The 19112-nt window shown below is 65.6% G+C and carries 20 protein-coding genes and 1 riboswitch; of the genes, 9 read left to right on the top strand and 11 right to left on the bottom strand.

Translation table 11 applies throughout. From position 1 onward, the window contains the following. Positions 1-10: 10 nt before the first annotated feature. Positions 11-790 carry a DeoR/GlpR family DNA-binding transcription regulator gene (locus NCS28_RS25030; protein ID WP_250516467.1) on the bottom strand — a complete coding sequence of 260 codons (780 nt, stop codon included), beginning with the start codon at positions 788-790 and terminating at the stop codon, positions 11-13. Positions 791-1021: 231 nt separating this feature from the next. On the opposite strand from NCS28_RS25030, the gene NCS28_RS25025 reads away from it, so the two are divergent. From NCS28_RS25025 to NCS28_RS25010, 4 genes are read left to right on the top strand one after another with little or no spacing between them, the layout of a single operon-like run. Next, complete coding sequence (locus tag NCS28_RS25025; RefSeq protein ID WP_250516466.1) at positions 1022-2020, top strand: 2-keto-3-deoxygluconate permease; 999 nt, start codon at positions 1022-1024, stop codon at positions 2018-2020. Next, positions 2017-3270: a four-carbon acid sugar kinase family protein gene (locus tag NCS28_RS25020; protein WP_250516465.1), complete on the top strand. Its 1254-nt coding sequence runs from the start codon at positions 2017-2019 to the stop codon at positions 3268-3270. The genes NCS28_RS25025 and NCS28_RS25020 overlap by 4 nt, the downstream gene beginning before the upstream one ends. Positions 3271-3295: 25 nt before the next feature. Beyond that, positions 3296-4297, top strand: a complete 1002-nt coding sequence (gene pdxA, locus NCS28_RS25015; RefSeq protein WP_250516464.1) for a 4-hydroxythreonine-4-phosphate dehydrogenase PdxA — start codon at positions 3296-3298, stop codon at positions 4295-4297. 52 nt (positions 4298-4349) lie between these two features. Continuing rightward, a complete protein-coding gene (locus tag NCS28_RS25010; RefSeq protein WP_250516463.1) occupies positions 4350-5729 on the top strand; it encodes a CoA transferase in 1380 nt (459 codons plus the stop codon). Between the two features lie 10 nt (positions 5730-5739). Here the strand turns inward: NCS28_RS25010 and NCS28_RS25005 are convergent, their stop codons facing one another. Together NCS28_RS25005 and NCS28_RS25000 are read right to left on the bottom strand one after the other, a co-directional pair. Next, positions 5740-6363, bottom strand: a complete 624-nt coding sequence (locus NCS28_RS25005) for a LysE family translocator (protein ID WP_250516462.1) — start codon at positions 6361-6363, stop codon at positions 5740-5742. A 6-nt stretch (positions 6364-6369) separates the two neighbouring features. Then, positions 6370-6993, bottom strand: a complete 624-nt coding sequence (locus tag NCS28_RS25000) for an FMN-binding negative transcriptional regulator (RefSeq protein ID WP_250516461.1) — start codon at positions 6991-6993, stop codon at positions 6370-6372. Positions 6994-7078: 85 nt separating this feature from the next. On the opposite strand from NCS28_RS25000, the gene pdxR reads away from it, so the two are divergent. Next, on the top strand, positions 7079-8533 hold the full coding sequence (gene pdxR, locus NCS28_RS24995; RefSeq protein ID WP_250516460.1) for a MocR-like pyridoxine biosynthesis transcription factor PdxR: 1455 nt from the start codon (positions 7079-7081) through the stop codon (positions 8531-8533). A 19-nt stretch (positions 8534-8552) separates the two neighbouring features. Here pdxR and alr read toward each other — a convergent pair whose 3' ends face one another. Continuing rightward, positions 8553-9653 (bottom strand): alanine racemase, encoded by a 1101-nt coding sequence (gene alr / locus NCS28_RS24990; RefSeq protein ID WP_250516459.1) that lies wholly within the window; start codon positions 9651-9653, stop codon positions 8553-8555. 174 nt (positions 9654-9827) lie between these two features. Here alr and NCS28_RS24985 point away from each other — a divergent pair, with 174 nt between their 5' ends. Further along, the gene (locus NCS28_RS24985) at positions 9828-10256 is read left to right on the top strand and encodes a DUF6632 domain-containing protein (RefSeq protein WP_250516458.1); all 429 of its coding nucleotides are present in this window, start codon (positions 9828-9830) and stop codon (positions 10254-10256) included. Here NCS28_RS24985 and mntP read toward each other — a convergent pair. Next, positions 10222-10791 carry a manganese efflux pump MntP gene (mntP, locus tag NCS28_RS24980; protein ID WP_250516457.1) on the bottom strand — a complete coding sequence of 190 codons (570 nt, stop codon included), beginning with the start codon at positions 10789-10791 and terminating at the stop codon, positions 10222-10224. The two genes, NCS28_RS24985 and mntP, sit on opposite strands and share 35 nt — an antisense overlap. 8 nt (positions 10792-10799) lie before the next feature. Continuing rightward, a riboswitch (yybP-ykoY riboswitch) is annotated at positions 10800-10971 on the bottom strand. 114 nt (positions 10972-11085) lie between these two features. Here mntP and NCS28_RS24975 point away from each other — a divergent pair. Further along, entirely contained in the window at positions 11086-11532 is a 447-nt protein-coding gene (locus NCS28_RS24975) for an ester cyclase (RefSeq protein WP_250516456.1), read from the top strand. Here NCS28_RS24975 and NCS28_RS24970 read toward each other — a convergent pair. Both NCS28_RS24970 and NCS28_RS24965 read right to left on the bottom strand, forming a co-directional pair. After that, positions 11529-12017 carry a hypothetical protein gene (locus tag NCS28_RS24970; protein ID WP_250516455.1) on the bottom strand — a complete coding sequence of 163 codons (489 nt, stop codon included), beginning with the start codon at positions 12015-12017 and terminating at the stop codon, positions 11529-11531. The two genes, NCS28_RS24975 and NCS28_RS24970, sit on opposite strands and share 4 nt — an antisense overlap. A 76-nt stretch (positions 12018-12093) precedes the next feature. After that, positions 12094-13776 (bottom strand): outer membrane protein assembly factor BamB family protein, encoded by a 1683-nt coding sequence (locus NCS28_RS24965; protein WP_250516454.1) that lies wholly within the window; start codon positions 13774-13776, stop codon positions 12094-12096. 130 nt (positions 13777-13906) lie between these two features. On the opposite strand from NCS28_RS24965, the gene NCS28_RS33260 reads away from it, so the two are divergent. After that, positions 13907-14041 carry a hypothetical protein gene (locus tag NCS28_RS33260; protein ID WP_284505905.1) on the top strand — a complete coding sequence of 45 codons (135 nt, stop codon included), beginning with the start codon at positions 13907-13909 and terminating at the stop codon, positions 14039-14041. A gap of 42 nt (positions 14042-14083) precedes the next feature. On the opposite strand, the gene NCS28_RS24960 is transcribed toward NCS28_RS33260, so the two are convergent. The 3 genes from NCS28_RS24960 to NCS28_RS24950 form a co-directional block, all read right to left on the bottom strand. Continuing rightward, positions 14084-16594, bottom strand: a complete 2511-nt coding sequence (locus NCS28_RS24960; RefSeq protein WP_250516453.1) for a membrane-bound PQQ-dependent dehydrogenase, glucose/quinate/shikimate family — start codon at positions 16592-16594, stop codon at positions 14084-14086. A 172-nt stretch (positions 16595-16766) separates the two neighbouring features. Beyond that, positions 16767-17090 carry a hypothetical protein gene (locus tag NCS28_RS24955; protein ID WP_250516452.1) on the bottom strand — a complete coding sequence of 108 codons (324 nt, stop codon included), beginning with the start codon at positions 17088-17090 and terminating at the stop codon, positions 16767-16769. A gap of 55 nt (positions 17091-17145) precedes the next feature. Continuing rightward, positions 17146-17394, bottom strand: coding sequence for a hypothetical protein (locus tag NCS28_RS24950; RefSeq protein WP_250516451.1), 249 nt, complete (start codon positions 17392-17394; stop codon positions 17146-17148). Between the two features lie 126 nt (positions 17395-17520). Here NCS28_RS24950 and NCS28_RS24945 point away from each other — a divergent pair, with 126 nt between their 5' ends. Next, positions 17521-17901 (top strand): hypothetical protein, encoded by a 381-nt coding sequence (locus NCS28_RS24945; protein WP_250516450.1) that lies wholly within the window; start codon positions 17521-17523, stop codon positions 17899-17901. A 3-nt stretch (positions 17902-17904) separates the two neighbouring features. Here NCS28_RS24945 and NCS28_RS24940 read toward each other — a convergent pair whose 3' ends face one another. After that, positions 17905-19104, bottom strand: a complete 1200-nt coding sequence (locus NCS28_RS24940) for an amino acid aminotransferase (protein ID WP_250516449.1) — start codon at positions 19102-19104, stop codon at positions 17905-17907. Positions 19105-19112 lie beyond the last annotated feature (8 nt).

Genomic DNA, 19112 nt, shown 5'->3' with positions numbered 1-19112 from the left:
GGCGCGCCGGTCACGTTTCTTTCGACATCACCTCGGCGCATTCCACCGTCACGTTTCCCCGCTCCTCGAAGCGCGCGAGCACCGGCGCTTCGGCCAGCGCGTCGGTGACGAGCGTCCAGTCGCGCTCGAGCGGCGTCCAGTGCTGCTGGCTCGCGCGCTCCAGCTTGTTCGACGTGACCAGCACGAACACGCCCGCCGCCTGCGCGATCACGCATTCCTTCAGGAACGCCTGCTCCGCCGTCGCTTCGCACAGCCCGCGTCCCGCGACGACGCCGTCCGCGCCGAGAAACGCCTTGTCGAACGTGACGCGCGTGAGCGCCACCTGCGCGATCGGCCCGAGCGTGCTCATGCTCGATGGCCGCACATCGCCGCCGATCAGCGTCACGCGCACGTCCGCCGAGGCAAGCACGTTCACGGCGAGGAGATTGTTCGTCACGACGTGGACTTCCGAACGGCCGGCGAGGCCGCGCGCGAGCGCCGCCGTGGTCGTGCCGCCGTCGAGGAAGATCGTGTCGCCGTCCTGCACGTGACGCGCCGCCGCGCGCGCGATCGCTTCCTTTTGCTCGCGAAAACTCTCGCGGCGCATATCGAGCGATTCTTCCGGCTCGTGCATGCCTACCGACGCCGCGCCGCCGTACGTGCGCACGATGCGACGCTCGTCGGCGAGCGCGCGCAGGTCGCGGCGTACCGTCGCTTCCGACATGCCGAAGTGATCGCACAACGCGGCCACATCGTTCATGCCGGAGAGCACGGCCTTGAGCATGGCTTCGCGGCGTTTCTCGACTTTCATCCCGTTCCCTGAATTCTTTGCTGTTTCGAGGCGACGCACAGTGTAACGAACCGTCCGGGTCCGGCGAATGCTGCGATCCCTTCTGAGCGTATCGTGTTCAGTTTGATCGATTCGATCAGGATAAACACCCACGGCGACTGGTTTGCGCAAAATGCGCGGGAGGGCTACACTCCATTTGCCCGATTCAGTCACTTTATGACCGAATCGGGCAAAACCACTCTGGAGACATGCATGGCTCAGATTCATATCAAGCGCGCCGTCGAGCGCGTGCCCGGCGGGATGATGATCGTCCCGCTGCTGATCGGCTCGCTGATCGCGACCTTCGCGCCGAACATGCCGAAATTCTTCGGCTCGTTCACGAACGCGCTCTTCACCGGATCGCTGCCGATTCTCGCGGTGTTCTATGTCTGCATGGGCGCGAGCATCGACGTGAAGGCAACGCCCTATCTCCTGAAAAAGGGCGGCGCGCTGTTCGCGACGAAAGTCGGCACGGCGATCGTCGCGGGCATCGTGCTCGGGCATTTCCTCGGCGAGCAGCCGATCACGTCGGGCGTGTTCGCGGGCATCTCGACACTGGCTGTCGTCGCCGCGATGAACGACACCAACGGCGGCCTGTACATGGCGCTGATGGGCCAATACGGCCGTTCGGAAGACGTGGGCGCGTACACGATCATGTCGCTCGAATCCGGCCCGTTCCTGACGATGGTCACGCTCGGCGTCGCGGGTCTCTCGGCGTTTCCGTGGCCGACGCTCGTCGGCAGCATTCTGCCGCTCGCGGTCGGCATGCTGCTCGGCAATCTCGATCGCGAAATGCGCGAGTTCCTCGGCCGCGCCGTCCCGGTGATGATTCCGTTCTTCGCGCTGGCGCTCGGCGCGAGTCTCGATCTGCACAAGGTCTGGCAAGCCGGCTTGCTCGGCATCGGGCTGGGTTTCGCGGTCGTCGTCGTGACGGGTATTCCGCTGTACTTTGCGGATCGTCTGACGGGCGGCACGGGCGTGGCAGGCGCGGCGGCGGCGAACACCGCGGGTAACGCGGCCGCCGTCCCGGCGCTGATCGCGGCGGCCAATCCGGTTTATGCCGAAGCGGCCAAGTCCGCGACGCTGCTCGTCGCGGCGTGCGTCGTCGTGACGGCGATCGTGTCGCCGATACTCACGGCGTCGATCGCCAAACGCGTGAACGCGCGGCTCGATGCGCGTTCGTCGTCGAAGACACGCGAGGCCGCGCAATGAAGAGCTTGCTGATCGTCGCCGACGATCTCTCGGGCGCCGCCGATTGCGCCATCGCGTTCGCGGCGGCCGGCCTGAAGACCGTCGTCTCGCTCGACGCCGATGCATCGCACGCGAACGCGACGGTCATCGCCGCCGACACCGACACGCGCCGCCTCACGCCCGCCGACGCCGCGAAACGCACGGCGAGCGCCTGGCAGACGCTGCGCGCGCCGGGCCGGCGTCTCTACAAGAAGATCGATTCGACCTTGCGCGGCAACTGGGCCGCCGAAGTCGCCGCGCTGACGCGGCTCGCCGGACCGGCGATCGTCACGCCCGCGTTCCCGGCGACGGGCCGCACCGTGCGCGACGGCCGCGTGTTCGTGCGCGGCGTGCCGCTCGAAGACACCGAAACGTGGCAACTCGAGCACGCCGGGCAAAACGCCGAATTGCGCGCGCTGCTCGACATGGTCGGCCTGCGCGTCGCGCACGTTTCGCTCGACGCGTTCCGCGCCGCACCGCGGGATGTCGCCGCGATGGTCGCGTCGGCGGCGGCGTCGGCGCATGGCATCGACGCGATCATCGTCGACGCAGAAACGAGCGACGATCTCGCCGCGCTCGCCCGCGTGACGGCGTCGGTCGATGCGCCGTTTTTCTGGGTCGGCTCGGGCGGACTCGCGCGCGAACTGGCCGCCTTGCCCGATCTCTTCGATGCCGATGCGTCCGTGCAGCAAACAAGCTCGATCGATCCGACGCAAGGCCCGATCCTCGCGCTCGTCGGCAGCCTCTCGGCGATCTCCGAGCGTCAATGCGCGATGCTGCGCGCCGAAGCCGGCGTGCGCGAAATGATCGTGCCGCCCGCCGTGCTGCGCGACGGCGCGGGTCATCCGCAATGGCGGGCGTGGCATGAGCGCATCGGCGATTCGGTGCGCGGCAAAGTGGACGCGATCGTGCGCATCGGCCGCGACGAAGCGTTCGATCCCGCCGAAGGCGCGCTGCTGTCGACCGCGCTCGCAGCGCTCGTCGCGCCTCACTTCGACGCGCTCGGCGGACTGATCGCGACCGGCGGCGAAACCGCGCGCGCGATGCTCGCCGCCGCGAACGTCGGCAGCCTCGAACTCGTGCGCGAAATCGAAGCGGGCGTCGCGCTCGGCCGGCCATCGGGCGGCATCGGCCCTTCGATCGTCACGAAAGCGGGCGCGTTCGGCAGCGAGCACGCACTGCTCGGCGCTTACCTGCATTTGCGCGGCGCGGATATTCCCGTCGCGCGTTGAGACACGACATCACAGACGAAACATCATGACCAACACTCTCCCCGTAATCGGCATCACGATGGGCGACGCGAGCGGCGTAGGCCCGGAAGTCGTCGTCAAGAGCCTCGCGCACGACGCGGTGCATCGGCAGTGCCGTCCGCTCGTGATCGGCGATGCGCGCCGTCTCGAACGCGCGAACGAACTCGTCGGCGGCAAGGCGACGGTGCGGCGCATCAAGGATGCGACAGAAGCGCGTTACGAACCGGGCGTGATCGACTGCATCGATCTCGGCCTGATTCCCGACGATCTGCCCTTCGGCGAGCTGTCCGCCGTCGCGGGCGATGCGGCGTATCGGTACATCGCGCGCGCCGTGGAACTGGCGCAGGCGCATCAGATCGACGCGATCTGCACCGCGCCGCTCAACAAGGAAGCGCTGCACGCGGGCGGCCACAAGTTCCCCGGCCACACGGAAATGCTCGCGCATCTGACGGGCGTCGACGAAGTGTCGATGATGCTCGTCGCGCCGCAATTGCGCGTGATCCACGTGACGACGCACATCGGCATCATCGATGCCATCCGCAAGATCGAGCCGGGCCTCGTGCAGCGCACGATCGAGCGCGGCAACGCGACGCTCGTGAAGGCGGGCATCGAGAAGCCGCGCATCGGCGTGTGCGGGATCAATCCGCATGCGGGAGAGAACGGGCTCTTCGGCTACGGCGAGGAAGAGGAAAAGATCATTCCCGCCGTGAAAGTGCTGCACGAACGCGGTCTGGACGTGACCGGCCCGCTGCCCGCCGATACGCTGTTCTATCGCGCGGGGCGTGGCGACTTCGATCTCGTCGTCGCGATGTATCACGATCAGGGGCACGGTCCCGTGAAGGTGCTCGGTCTCGAAGCGGGCGTAAACGTGACGGTCGGGCTCGATGTGATCCGCACGTCGGTCGATCACGGCACGGCGTTCGATATCGCGGGCAAGGGCATCGCCGATGAAGGCAGCATGCTCGAAGCGCTGCGCCAGGGCGCGGAGCTGGCGACGCGGCGTCATTGACGCGGCGGCGCGATAATGGGTGCTTCCTTCGAAGCACGCGCGCCGACCGATCATGACTTCTTCCTTCGATACGCTGCACGACATATGGCGCACCGCCGGCTTGCCCGACGATGCGCTTTCTTTCATCGACCTTCCGGGTCGCGATCCGGTTTTTCCCTCCAGTTTTGCCATCGGCACGGCGGCGCAGGCGAGCATCGGCGCGGCCGCGCTCGCGGCGTGCGAACTCGGCGCGCTGCGTGGCGGCGGCCGGCAGCGCGTGTCCGTCGACATGACGCATGCGGCGGTCGAATGCACTGGCGCGTTCACGGTCAATGGCAAGGAGCCGGAGACGTGGGGACGCTTTTCCGGGCTCTATCGCTGCGCCGACGGCTACGTGCGCATCCACGCGAACTTCGAGCATCATCAGGATGGCGCGCTGCGTCTGCTCGGGCTCCATCCGAAGACGGCGACGCGCGAGGACGCGGAGCGCGCGTTGCTCGCGTGGCGCGGTTGCGATTTCGAGAACGCGGCGGCGGAGCGCGGGCTCGTCGTCACGATGCTGCGCACGTTCGACGAATGGGACGCGACGCCGCAAGCGCAAGCCGTCGCCGCGCAGCCGTTGATGACGATCACGCGCATCGGCGATGCGGCGCCTATAGCGTTGCCGCCCTTTTCCGCCGATGCGCGTCCGCTCGACGGCCTGCGCGTGCTCGATTTCACGCGCATTCTCGCCGGGCCTGTCGGCGGGCGGGCGCTTGCCGCGTTCGGCGCGGACGTGATGCTCGTGAACGGTCCGCATCTGCCGAACATTCCGGCGATTGCGGATACGAGCCGGGGCAAGCGCTCGGCATTGCTCGATCTTCGCTCGACTTCGGATCAGGACGCGCTCTGGCGCTTGATTGACGATGCGAATGTGTTCGCGCAAGGGTATAGGCCGGGCGGAATCGCGTCGCTGGGGTTCGGGCCGCAAGCGCTGGCGGAGCGCAGGCCGGGGATCGTCTATACGTCGCTGACGGCGTATGGCACCGAAGGTCCGTGGGCCGAACGGCGCGGCTTCGACTCGCTCGTTCAGACCGCGATGGGCTTCAACGCAGCCGAAGGAGAAGCGGCCGGCGAAGCGAAGCCGCGTCCCTTGCCGATGCAGATGCTCGACATGGCGAGCGGCTTCCTGATGGCATTCGGCGCGGCCGCCGCGTTATGGAAACAGCAGCACGAAGGCGGAAGCTGGCACGTTCAGGTTTCGCTCGCGCAGACGGGGCACTGGCTGCGTGGACTCGGGCGCATCGAGGGCGGATTGAAGACGGCGAAGCCGGAATTCGCGCCGTATATGGAGCGGTATGAATCGGGCTTCGGCGAGTTGATGGCCGTGCGGCCAAGCGCACAACTGGCGCGCACGCCGGCGGGCTATGCGCGGAATTCGGCGCCGCCGGGGGCATCGGCGGCGCGGTGGTGACGAACGCTCGCTACAGCGCGATCGTCCTGCGCGCCAGCGCGAGATAGCCGCCCAATCCCAGCATGACGGCACCCGACGTGCGCGTGAGCAATCTCGCGCGCGCGGCGCGGGCGGTGCTGGATTTGAGCAGGCGCGTAGCCGCGAGCACCGCGCCCACATCGACGAGCGTATTCAACGTCACGCAGATGCTCCCGAGCAGCACCAGTTGCGGAATCAGCGTGTGATCCGGCGAGACGAACTGCGGAAGGAACGCGAGGAAAAAGAGCGCTGTCTTCACGTTGAGCGCCTCGACGAGAATGCCTTCGCGGAAGGCGCGTCGCGCACCGTGGGAGGCGACCGGAGCGATATCGGCCGCCTCGTGCTTTCGCAGCAGAAGGCGAATGCCCAGATAGATCAGGTACGCGGCCCCGACGTATTTGACGATGCCGAAGAGCATCGCCGACCTCGCGATCAGCAGGGAAAGACCGAGCGCCGCCGCAGCGACGTGGAACAGACCGCCGAGCGCCGTGCCGAGACACGACGCCATGCCTTCGGAGCGGCCTCCGGCGACCGTCCGCGCGACCACATAAGTGATGCCCGGACCGGGCGTTATGGCAAGCAAGATCGCCGCAATCAGGAATGGAATGAAGGTCATGATGTGTCACCCGGCCCGCGACATCGCCTGAGCCAGCTCGTCATTTCCGCGCGCCTTCAACGTCTCGGCGGCATTGAGGCGATCGCGCGTCTCCTTGTTCTGGCTCAGCTTCGCTTTGCCCACGAGCGATGTCACGGCGATCTCGATCCCCACGATGTTGCGCAACATGCCGTCGATGAACTCCGGCTCGGAATCGCCCATCTTCCACGGCTTCGGCTCGCTCGCCTCATGCCGCCGCGTCAGGCGCGCGACGAGGCCGCGCACGAAGGGCTCGTCGTCGCGGATGGTGAGCACGCCATGCGCATGCACGACTTCGTAATTCCACGTCGGCACCTGCCGATGTGTCTCGTGCTTGCTCGGATACCAGTTCGGCGAGATGTAACCTTCGGCGCCGCGAAAAATCACCATGACGGGCGTGCCGGTCGGGCATCGCTGCCAGATGTCGTTGGCGCGCGCCACGTGCGCCGTAAGCAGGCCCTGCGTGCCATGAGCCGGATCGAACTCGAACGGAATGTGATTGGCGTCCAGACCGGCGTCGTCGCGCGTGACGAGAATTCCCAGCGGATGCGCGCGAATGATCCGATGCAGTTCGTCGGGGCGAGTCTCTGCGAAATGCGGCGGGATATACATCGTGAATGCTCGACGGTGGTGACGGAACTCCGTGACTATCGCGCGAAACAGGCACAATAAGAAGGTCCAGTTTCGAGCAATTTTCATGGTCCAGTCGAGCAAAGTCGGCACGGGGCAACGCATATACGATCTGCTTCGCGCCCAAATCGCCGATGGAACGCTGCCCGCGGGCGCACCCGCGCCATCGACGCGCGCGCTTGCGGCCGATCTGGGCGTCTCGCGCACGACGGTCACGGCCGCCTACGAGCAGCTCGCGGCGGAAGGTTTCCTCGTCACATCCGCAGGCCGCGTTGCGCGCGTCGCGACGCCGCCGGTACCGCTCGCGCCGCCCGAATCCACGCGCGCCGCCCGCTCGACGCCTGCGCTTTCGAAGTACGGCCAGCGCGTCTCGACTCTGCCCGTGCCCGTTCTGCCTCGGACGAAAACGGGCAGCGTCGACTTCCTCTACGGTGCTGTGTCCGCGCGCGACTTTCCTTCGCTGATCTGGAAGCGCGCTTACCAAGCGGAATTGCTGCATCAGCCGGACAGCCTCTACTACGTCGCGCCCGAAGGAGATGCCTCATTGCGGCGTGCGCTGCAGGCGTATCTCGGGCGGGCGCGCGGACTCGTCTGCGACAGCGAGCAGATCGTCGTGGTGAACGGCACGCAGCAGGCGCTCGATCTAAGCGCGCGCGTCCTTCTCGATCCCGGCGATACGTTCGTGTTCGAAGAGCCCGGTTATCTGATCGCGCGCCACTGCTTCGAAGCGTCGGGCGGCGTGCCGCTGCCCGTTGCCGTCGACGAACAAGGTCTCGACACGCGCCGCCTGCCCGCCGATGGCCGCGCGCGGCTCGCCTACGTGACGCCATCGCATCAGTTTCCGTTGGGCGGCGTGTTGCCGGTCGGACGCCGGCTCGAACTGCTCGAATGGGCAGAGCGGCAGGACGCCTGGATCATCGAAGACGATTACGACGGCGAGTTCCGCTACGGCCAGCGCCCGATCGATGCATTGCAATCGATCGATTCGAATGGCCGCGTGATCTACATCGGCACATTCTCCAAGGCGCTTTCGCCGCATCTCCGGCTGGGCTACATGATCCTGCCGCACGATCTCGTGCCGGTGTTTCGTCAGGCCAAGAGGCTGAGCGACCGTCATTCCGCGGTTATCGATCAACGCGTGCTCGCGTCTCTCATCGACGGCGGTGCGTATGAGCGTCACGTGCGGCGCGTGCGGCGGGAATACGAGCGGCGTCGCGCGGCGTTGCTCGATGCCATCGCGCGTCTTCTGCCGCGCAGCGCGGAGGTGACCGGCACCGCCGCCGGGCTGCACGTCACGCTGTGGCTGCCGTTTCTCGATTCGAACGATGAAGCCGCGCTCGTAGCCGCCGCACACGCGAAGGGCGTGGGCGTCTATCCGGTGTCGCCGCTTTATGTCGCGCCTTCGGTTGCCACGCGGTCGCGGCCCGCCGGACTGATCCTCGGCTATGCGAGCGTGCCGGTCGATCAGATCCGCAAAGGTATCGAGCTCCTCGCCGGCGTGATCGGCGATTCGAGAGCTTGAGTTCGCGCCCGCGCGTGCGTCAAGCCGAATGCGCTTCCTCGCCGGTCACGCCCGCGTCGATGCTCACCGGCACGCGCCGCGCAAGCGCGCACATCAACTCGTAGCCGATCGTGCCGGACGGCTCGGCCACTTCGTCCACCCTGACGCGCTCGCCCCAGAGTTCCACCGGCGATCCGATGCCCGCCGCCGGGCACGGCGTGAGATCGACAGTCAACATGTCCATCGACACGCGTCCGACGATACTGGTGCGCACGCCGTCGACCATCACGGGCGTGCCCGTCGGCGCGTGGCGCGGATAGCCGTCCGCGTAACCGCACGCCACCACGCCGATTTTCATCGCGCGATCCGCGGTGAAGGTGCGGCCATAGCCGATCGTCTCGTTCGGCGCGAGCGTCTGCACGCCGATGATGCGGCTTTCGAGCGTCATCGCCGCGCGCAGATGGAAGTCTTCGATGTTGCGCGCGCGGCCCGTCGGCGATGCGCCGTAGAGGATCGTGCCGGGCCGCACCCAATCGCGATGCGCGCGCGGATGCCACAGCACCGCCGCCGAATTCGACAGCGAACGCGTGCCGGGCAGATTGCGCGTGGCGGCATCGAATTCGCCGACTTGCCAGTCGATCGCGCCATCGTCCGCGTTCGCGAAGTGGCTCATCAGGCCGATCGAGCCGACCGCCCCGATGCCCGACGCACGCTCCCACGCGGCCTCGAATTCGCCCGGCCGAAAGCCGAGCCGGTTCATGCCCGAGTTCATCTTCAACTGGATGTCGATGCGCTCGTGCGGCCGCGCCGCTTTCAGCAGCGCGAGTTGTTCGTCGCAATGCACCGTCACCGTGAGGCGATGACGATCCGCCGTCTCGACATCCGCGGCTTCGAAAATGCCTTCGAGCAGCAGAATCGGTTTTTTCCAGCCGAGCTCGCGCACGCGCACGGCTTCGTCGAGATCGAGCAACGCGATGCCGTCCGCCTCCGCGAGCGCCGGATAAATGCGCTCGATACCGTGTCCGTAGGCATTCGCCTTGATCACGGACCAGACGCGCGAGGACGGCGCCATGCGTTTGACGAGTCGAAGGTTCTCACGAACGGCGTCGAGATGAATGCGCGCGGAAATCGGACGTGGCATGACGTGCTGTGTTCAGGGTTGAAGGCAGTGGATCGACGAATCGTATCGGCCAAATCGCAGTTGTTGTTAATTAATTTGCGCGATTTTTTGGTCGATATACCTGCTCGCCTTCGAGCCGTTCAAGCACGCTTCGCGGTATCGTGTCGCTCATGTCGCGCCGCCGAGGATCACGCCATGAACGACGCCCGCCGTCTTGCCTGCTTGCGCATCGTGCTCGTCGTCGTCGGGCTGATCGCGTTGTTCGGCATCTATCCGCTGATGCTGCTCTGGCCTGCGGGATGGGCATGGGAAAGCGGCCACGCGGGCCGCTCCGAATATGCGCTGATGATCGTCGGCATCTACGCGACGCTCGGCGTGTTTCTGCTCATCGCGTCGCGCGAGCCGATGCGGCACTTGAGCCTCATCTGGTTCACGATTTGGTCGAGCGTCGTGCACGGCGCGATCATGGCCGTGCAATCGTTCGGCGGCGCGGGACATCTCGGCCATCTCGCGGGCGACGTCCCCGCGCTTTTCATCGTCGCCGCCGCGCTCGCCGTCTTCACGCCGCGCGGCGAACAAGCGCGCAGGCTCAGTTCAGATAGCCGAGATGCTCGGCCAGAATGACGCTGCCGACGCCGATCAGGATCAGCCCGCCGACGATTTCCGCCCGCTTGCCGATCGTCGCACCGACGAGCCGCCCGAGCATCACGCCGATCGTCACCATCAGCATGGTCGCGAAGCCGATGGTCGCGGCCGTCGAGAAGATATCGACATCGATGAACGCGAGGCCCGCGCCGACCGCCATCGCGTCGATGCTGGTCGCGAAACCGGTGAGCGCGAGCACCCAGAACGAATGCGAGTCGGGCTTTTCCTCGTCGTGGGCCGCTTCGCTGAAGCCTTCGCGAATCATGCGCGCGCCGAGCACGAACAGCAGGCCGAACGCGATCCAGTGATCCCAGGCCGTCACGTACTGCGCGGCAGCCTTGCCGAGCGCCCAGCCGACGAGCGGCGTCAGCGCCTCGATCACGCCGAAGATCACGCCGGTCTTCAACGCTTCCGCGATGCGCGGCTTGTGCAGGGTCGCGCCCTTGCCGACCGCGGCGGCGAATGCGTCGGTGGACATGGCGAAGGCGAGAAATATTGTGGAAGCGAGGTTCATCGGGTAGCGCTCTGGTCGGGCAAGATGGAACGACAAAACGCGCGCCCGACCGGTCGCGCATTCTGTCGATGGTCTTGCCAACCTGTGACGGTTGCTCATGCCACGGTCTGAACGACCGAGCGTGTTGACATGAGCGCTTTTCCATTGCGGAAAAGCCGGCTACTCCCCAACGAAGAAACGTGAGCTTATCACGGCTGCATGCGCGTTCCTGCGTTCATCAGGCCGGTTGCGGTACAGTGGGTGGGCAATGCCGCCGTTCCCACGTCACGCAGACAGCACCGAGAAGGAGGCACCATGCAGGCAGGTCACCTGACTCAATCGGCCGCGCGCGAAGCGGTCGAGCGTCTCTATCGCGCGTTCTCGACGAAGGACGTCGCGCTCTTGCGGCAGGCCGTCACGCCCGACTGGCAGTACATCCCCGAGCCGCCCGGACAAAAACCTGGTCCGGATCAGATGATCCCCATCTTCGACGATCTCGCGACCGCGCTGCCCGACATGCGCATCGACATTCTCGACATGCTGGTGCAGGACGATCGCGTCGGCATTCGCGCGGAAGTAAGCGGCACGCAGTCGGGGCCGCTGCTGGGCATCGCCGCGACGAAGAAGCAGATCCGCTTCGCCATACATTCGTTTCACGAAGTGCGCGACGGACTGGTGTCGAAAACCTGGCATCTCGAAGACTGGCTGAGCGTGTTCCGGCAGCTCGACGCCGTGCCGCCGAGAGTGAATCCGCCGGTCTAGCCGCGACGCACTCGCGGCTTCGCGCCCGGCAACGCGTTCGCGCGCAGGACATGCTCCACGCATAAGCCGACGAGCGTCGCGTCCAGCCGCTCCAGCGCGCTCGCGGCCGCGCGCAGTGCGGGCACATCCGTGCCGAAGGAATCGAAGAAGAGCCAGTCACGCTGCCGCGCCGCAATCCGCGCTTCCTGCACGGCCGCGCTCAACTCGCGCATGCGCGCGAATCCAGCCGCGCGCGCCTTTTTCTCCAGCACGCCGACGAGCGCTTCGAGCGATTCACGCCCGTCGTGGGCGACGCTCGTGCGCGCGTCGTCGAAAAGTGAAAGAAAACGCAGCACGCTGCCCTGCAGACGGCGATGCGCATCCACGAGATCGCGTATCGATTCGGCGCGCTCGTGGTCGCGCGCCGCCTTCACGGTGATGATGGTCGCGCCGTAGCCGCCGTCGGCGGGTTCGCGGCTGGGTGCGTCTATGGGTGGATTCAGCATGATGCCCGGTAACTCGATCCGTTTTGTTATATCTACAAGAATATAGCGAAACGCGATTCCGGTGCGCGATCCCTTCTTATTTCGGCAATAACCCGAACACGGCGACGCTGTTCTTCGTCCCGACATACACCTTGCCGTTCGCGATCGTCGGCGTGATGAACTTGTTGCCCTGGCCGAACTGGTCGCGCGTCCCGGCATCGTTGCTGCTGTAGAGCTGGCGGCCGAGATTGGTCGCGTCGTACGCACGCAGCGCGCCGGTCGTGCCGTTTTCCGCCGCCCACAGGATGCCGTTCGCCGTGCCGTTCGCGGAAATGCTCGGCGTCGCGCCGGGGAAGGCGAATGCATTCGATGTCTGGCTCGTCGACGTTCCCGACAGCGCCGCGTTCGTCACCGAAAACGCCCTGACGCTGTCACCGACCGCGCCGAAATAGACCGTGTTGTTGAAGTACGCGGGGGCGCCGAACATCGGTCCGCGAATCTGGCCGACGAGTTCCTGATAGATGTGATCGGCGTTCGAATCGAACTTGCCCATCGAAAAGCGGTTGACGACGTAGATCGTCGCGTTCTTGCCCGCGCCGACCGCGAGATGCCGGACCGTGCCGCTTGCATCGGCGAAATCGGGCAGGACCATCGCCCCGCCGGAGCCCAAATCCTCGTCTTCGTTCGATTCCTGCACCGTGTTCGACGGCTGGAAATAATCCTGCACCCTCAGCGGCGAGGTGTTCAGCCTCAAAAAGCCATTGCCGAAGTTGCCGTTGATGGGCATTTCCTGCGCGTTTTGCGTCGGGTCGAAAGTGCCGTTCGCGTCAAGGAAAAAGATCGCTTCGCCGTCCGACGCGAGGCCGGCGCCGCTCATCCAGATCGAGCCCATCTGACCGTTCGGCGTGACGTTCAGCACACTCGCCTGCTGCAGCGTGTTCGCGTCATAGCCCATGACCCAGCCGGTGTACGGCATGAAGTCGCAGTGCGAAGTCCACGCGGTGTACACGACGCCACCGAGCAGCAGCAACGACGCGCGCTCGGCGTACTGGCCCGGATCGAACGTGAGCGTGCCGTTCTGGCTGCCCGCGCCGTTGCCCGGATAAGTCGCGCGAATCTCGGTCGGGCCGTTGAAAAGTTCGGCGCCCGTCGTGATGTCGAGCGCGTGGATTCGCTGGTGATAGCCGCCCGACGCGTCTTTCGACATGCCCACGACATACATCGCGCCGTGCGGGCCGCGCGACCGGTCGATGACAGGCGTTGCCGTCACCCCGATGGTCGGCGTGATCTGCGTGCACTTGTGGTCGTCGCTCGGCGACTCGCCGTTGCCGAGCGTCGAGATTTTCCAGAGCACGCTGCCGCTGTCGGCGTCGAACGCGTAGACGCTGGCGTTTTCCGTCGCGACATAGACGACGTTGTGCGTGCCGCCCGAGATCGGTATGGCCGTGAGGAAGAGCGGTTGCGCATCGACCGCGCCGTCGACGGGAAACGTCGCGAGCTTGCCGAAGCTGGCGGAATTGACGTTCGCTGGCGTGAGGACGGTTTCCGCGAGCTGCTGACCCGTGCGGGCGATGTCGTTGTGCCAGGTGGCCACGTCCATCGGAAGCGCCGCGACAGGCGCCGATGCGCTCGACGGACTCGATGCCGCGGCGGGCGCGCTGCCGCCGCTCGCCGCCGCCGCGGTATCGCCGCTGGAACCGCCGCCGCTGCACGCACCGATGATCGCCACGGCGAGCGCGACGCCAGCCGCGACGGACAGAGTCAGAAACCGGGTTTTCATCTGCATGCTCCTCTCCCAGAGACGGAACAACGCGACGATTCGCTTCCGCGCAACGAATTTGTTGCAACGCGTCAAACTATGCTAACCTAGGGTTATTACCTAATTAGTTACCCCTAGTACGGAGTCCACCATGGGAATCATCGCCGCTACGCCGATCGCCCTCGTTTCCTTTATCGCCGCCAAGCTGCGCGCCGCTATGCGCGACGCGCTCGTCGCACGCGCGAAGGTCAGCGCGCTGATGGCCGAAGCCTATCGCCGTTCGTAACGCGCGGGCGCGGGAGATTATTCCCGCGCCCTCTTTCATCGCTCATTGCAGCGTGTAGGCGATCACGTAGTCGCCTGCCTTCGTGCCGAGCGAGCCGTGACCGCCCGCCGTGACGAGCACATACTGCTTGCCGCTCGCATCGGCGTAGCTCATCGGCGTCGACTGCCCGCCTGCCGGCAGCCGCGCTTCCCAGAGCTTCTTCCCGTCACGCACGTCGTAGGCGCGCACATACTGATCGAGCGTGCCGGTCAGGAACGCGACGCCGCCGGCCGTCACGATCGTCCCGCCGAGGCTCGGCACGCCGAGCGGCATGGGAATTGGCAGCGGCGCGCTGTCGACGATCGTGCCGTTCTTGTGCATCCACGCGATCTTGTTCGTGCGCAGATCGACAGCCGCCATGTAGCCCCACGGCGGCGCCTGACACGGAATTCCGAGCGGCGACAGGAACGCGCTGATTTCATACGCATACGGCGTGCCGCGCGCCTGCTTGATGCCGCTCGTCTCGCTCGTGCTCGTCGCGCCTTCCTGGAGCTTCTCGCGCGGAATCAGCTTCGACGTGAACGCCATGTAATCGGGGTTCGCTATCAGAATCTGCCGCACCGGATCGACCGAAATCCCGCCCCAGTCGAACACACCGAAATTGCCCGGGAACACCAGCGTCCCCTGCTCCGACGGCGGCGTGAACGGCCCGTCGTAGCGCAGGCTCCTGAACTTGATGCGGCACCAGAGCTGATCGAACGGCGTCGTGCCCCACATGTCGGCTTCCTTCACGTGCGGCGGATTGAAGTTGAGCGCGGAGACCGCCTGCGTCGGCGCGGTGTGATCGCCCTTCGCCGCGCCCTGCGGCACCGCCACTTCGTTGATCGGCACGATCGGCTGGCCGGTTTCGCGATTCAGCACGTAAATGCTGCCCTGTTTCGTCGAAGCGATCACCGCCGGCTGCGTGCCCTGCGCCGTCTGCAGGTCGACGAGCGTCGGCTGGCCGCCGACGTCCATGTCCCACAGATCGTGGTGCGTGAACTGATAGTTCCAGCGCACCTTGCCCGTCGCGGCATTGAGCGCGACGAGGCCCGCCGCGTATTTCTCCGCCTGCGGCGTGCGCTGGCCGCCCCACTGGTCGGGCGTCTGATTGCCCATCGGCAGAAAGATCATGCCGCGCTTCTCGTCGACGCTGAACATCGACCACATATTCGGCGAGTTGCGCACGTAGGTGCCGCCCGCCGCGATGGGCTCGGTGGCGTCCGGATTGCCCGGATCCCAGTTCCAGACGAGATGGCCGTCGTTGACGTCGAACGCGCGGATCACGCCCGAAGGCTCGTTGTTCGATTCGTTGTCGGTCACGTGGCCGCCGACGATCACGAGGTTGCGGAACACCGCCGGCGGCGACGTCGAGTAATAGCCGCCCGGCGTGAACGGGCCGATGTTGGCGCGCAGATCGATCGCGCCGCCCTTGCCGAAGCTCGCGCACGGTTTGCCGGTACCCGCGTCGAGGGCCATCAGGCGGGCATCGGCGGTCGGCAGGAAGAGGCGGCGCGGGCATTCGGCGAGCGCCGTGGTCTGCGCGGGCGTCTGCACGGGCGCGGCGGGTTCGGATGCTGCCATAGGACCGGATGCGGCTTGCGCATCGGACGACGCATCCGCTGCGCTCGCTTCGACCGGTGCGGATGCCGCCGCGGCTTCGGCGGGCATCGGATGCATCGACGCATCGTAATAAGCGACGCCCCGGCAAGTCATATGCTCCCAATGCTTGAAGCCGATCGGGCTCTGGATTTGCGGATCGAAACGCCACTTTTCCTTGCCGCTCGCCGCATCGAGCGCGATCACCTTGCTGTGCGCCGTACACAGGAAGATCGTGTCGCCGACCTTGAGCGGCGTGTTCTCGTCGGTGGTCTCGGTCGGATCGCCGGGGCCGGGCATGTCGCCCGTCCGATACGTCCACGCCACCTTCAGTTGATGCGCGTTTTCCGGCGTGATCTGCGTGAGCGGCGCGTAACGCTGCGCGAGCGGCGAGCCGCCATAGTCGATCCAGTCACCCGGCGCGCGGCCGGTCGCGGCGTTGGTATCGGGCTGATTCGCATCGGCGGCCACATTCACGTCGATGCGTCCCGGCCGGTCATGCGGATCGTTGAAATACGTGCCGATGCCGAGCAGCAGCGCAAGCACGATCGCGGCGGCGAGCGGCGTGCGCGCCGCGCGCGCGGTCGCAGGCGGACCAAACAGCGCGCCGCGATGCACGAACGGAATCAGCAGCCAGATGCCGAGCAAAAGCCAGATCCACAAACGCGGCATCAACTGCCAGAAATCGAAATGCACTTCGAACACGGCCCAGATCGTCGAGCCGAACAGCACGAGCGCGAAGAGCAGCAGCGCGGAACGCCGCCGTATGAGAAGCAAAATCCCCGTCAGGACGATGGCCGCGCCGGTGATCGCGTAGTACCACGTTCCTTTCAGCGACACGAGACACGCACCGCCCGCCGCCAGCAACAGGCCGATGACGATGAACACGATGGCCGTGAAGAACGTGAGCGGATGAAGTCTTCCGTTGCCAGCCATGCTGAAACCCTCCGTGACGATGAATGGCGGAACACGGCCGATAAACGGTCGTGGTTCGGACGCTGTCGCGCCGTGGGTAGGAGCAAACGTTGTGCCGTTCGGCGGGAGATGATGTGTGCGAGGCGGGCTTTACAGATGACTTTCGGAGAAAAGGCGCGTGCGCGCCTTCCGGTCAGAGCGGCCGTGGCCAGAGCCCGCCGCACGCATTCGCGGGCATGACGCCGGAAACGAACGCCGCCTTGAGATCGGCGCGTTCGGAGAAACGCGGCGCATCGAACCACATCAGGAACTCGTCGCTCCAGTTGCCCCACGCGTTTTCGTCGAAATCGAAATCCTCGTCGATGCGGCCGTTGTCGCGCAGATACGCCCCGACCACTTGCGTGCCGTTCCAGTACGCGACGGCGACATCGGTCAGATCGGCGGTCATGCCGCGCGGGAGATCGCGCAGCAGCATCGCGACATGCGCCTTGAACGATTTGAATTCGGTCGGTCTCATCGCGTGCTCCGCTTCAAAGAAGTGCGTGAAAAAAACCTGCATGCGGCGTGCTCGTTCAGCCGAACACGCCTTTGTTCAAATCCTTTTCGAACGCGGCGGTCCAATGCGTGCCGTGTCCAATGCGATATTCGCGTTCCTTCAGCGTCGAACGCCGCGTGATGGTGACGACACCCTGCAACGGATAGACATCGTCCACGACATCGGAGGCGCCGCCTTCCTGCACGAGAAAATCGGTTTCATCGAGCCGATGGCGCGCGAGAATCGCGAGGAAATCCGCCCTTTCGTCCGGTGCGATTACAGTCATGAGCGCCTCCATGATCGAAGCCTGCTCTCATTCAAAGTAGCACACGCGCAGAGGAACGTCGGCGCATATCTTGCGACGAGCGCGGGACGGCGCACGCGCCATTTCTTCACGAGGAGTCGACCGACGATGAAACGCACATCAATCGCGATTTGCACAGCCGCGCTTGCAACGCTCGCCGTGTGCACGCACGCGCACGCCGACGATGCCGTTTGCGGCACGCTCGAAAGCGCAACGAACGGGCAGGACGGCATGATCGCGCTGCGCGAAGGAGAAAGCGTGAATTTCTGGCGGGGCGGCGCCGTGCGGCACGGCGCGCTGCACGTCTACAAGGACGGCGAAGTGTATCGCGTGTATTGGCAGCCAGAAGGAAGCGGCGACCTGTACGTGCTCGCGAATGAAAGTTCGACCAGCGCGCGGCTCATCCTGACGCCGCCGCGCGGCACGAAAGTCGACATGGGACCGGGCAGCCTGCCGCCGCAGAAAGTGCTGTCCTGTCCCGCCCTGTAACGGTTACTTCGCGGCGAGCACCTTGCCGATGGCGTCGGCGACGATCTGCACGTTGCTGTCGTTCAGACCCGCGACGCACATGCGGCCCGAGCGCAGGATATACACGCCGAATTCCTCTTTGAGGCGATCCGCCTGCTCGGCGACCAGGCCCGTGTACGTGAACATGCCGCGCTGCTTGATGTAGCGCGTGAGCATTTCGCCGCGCACGTGATCCTTCAGGCCGTCGTGAATCGCCTGGCGCATGCGCGCGATGCGCTGGCACATCGACGCGAGTTCCCGTTCCCACGACTGCTTCAGCTCGGGCGTGTTCAGCACATGCGTGACGATCTTCGCGCCGTGCGTCGGCGGATTGCTGTAATTCGCGCGCACCGCGCTCGTCAACTGGCCGAGCACGCGATCGGCTTCGGCGGCATCGTCGCTGATGACGTGCAGACCGCCGCAGCGCTCGCCATACAGCGAGAAATTCTTCGAGAACGAATTGGCGATGAACGCCGGCACGCCACGGCGCGCGAGCTCGCGCACGGCGAACGCGTCGTCGTCCAGACCCGCGCCGAAGCCCTGATACGCCATATCGACGAACGGCAGCAGATCGCGCTTTTGCAGCACGTCGATGATCTTTAACCATTGCGCCTGATCGAGATCGACGCCCGTCGGGTTATGGCAGCACGCGTGCAACAGGACGACGCTCTTCGCGGGCAGCTTGTCGATGGCTTCGAGCATCGCGTCGAAGCGAAGGCCGCCGGTGGCTTCGTCGTAGTACGGGTACGTGTTCACCTCGAAGCCCGCACGCTCGAAGATGAACCGATGGTTCTCCCACGTCGGATCGCTCACCCACACTTTCGATTGCGGGAAATAGCGCTTGATGAAATCCGCGCCCACTTTCAGCGCGCCCGAGCCGCCGAGCGTCTGCACGCTCGCGATGCGGCCGTCCGCGCGCGACGGGCTGTCGTTGCCGAACACGAGCGATTGCACCGCGTCGCGATAATGCGCGAAACCGGCCATCGGCAAGTAGGGCTTCGGGCCGAGATCCTTCAGAATCGACAGTTCCGCTTCGCGCACCGCCTGCATCACGGGCAGGCGGCCTTCGTCGTCGAAGTAAATGCCGATGCTCAGGTTGACCTTGTTGGTGCGCGGGTCCTTCTGGAAGTTTTCGTTCAGCGACAGGATGGGATCGCCGGGGTAGGCATCGATATGTTCGAACATGGTGTCGG

The organism is Caballeronia sp. INDeC2 (genome assembly GCF_023631325.1).
In the GTDB taxonomy this organism is placed as follows: domain Bacteria; phylum Pseudomonadota; class Gammaproteobacteria; order Burkholderiales; family Burkholderiaceae; genus Caballeronia.
This window is presented reverse-complemented; position numbering and strand designations above follow the sequence as displayed.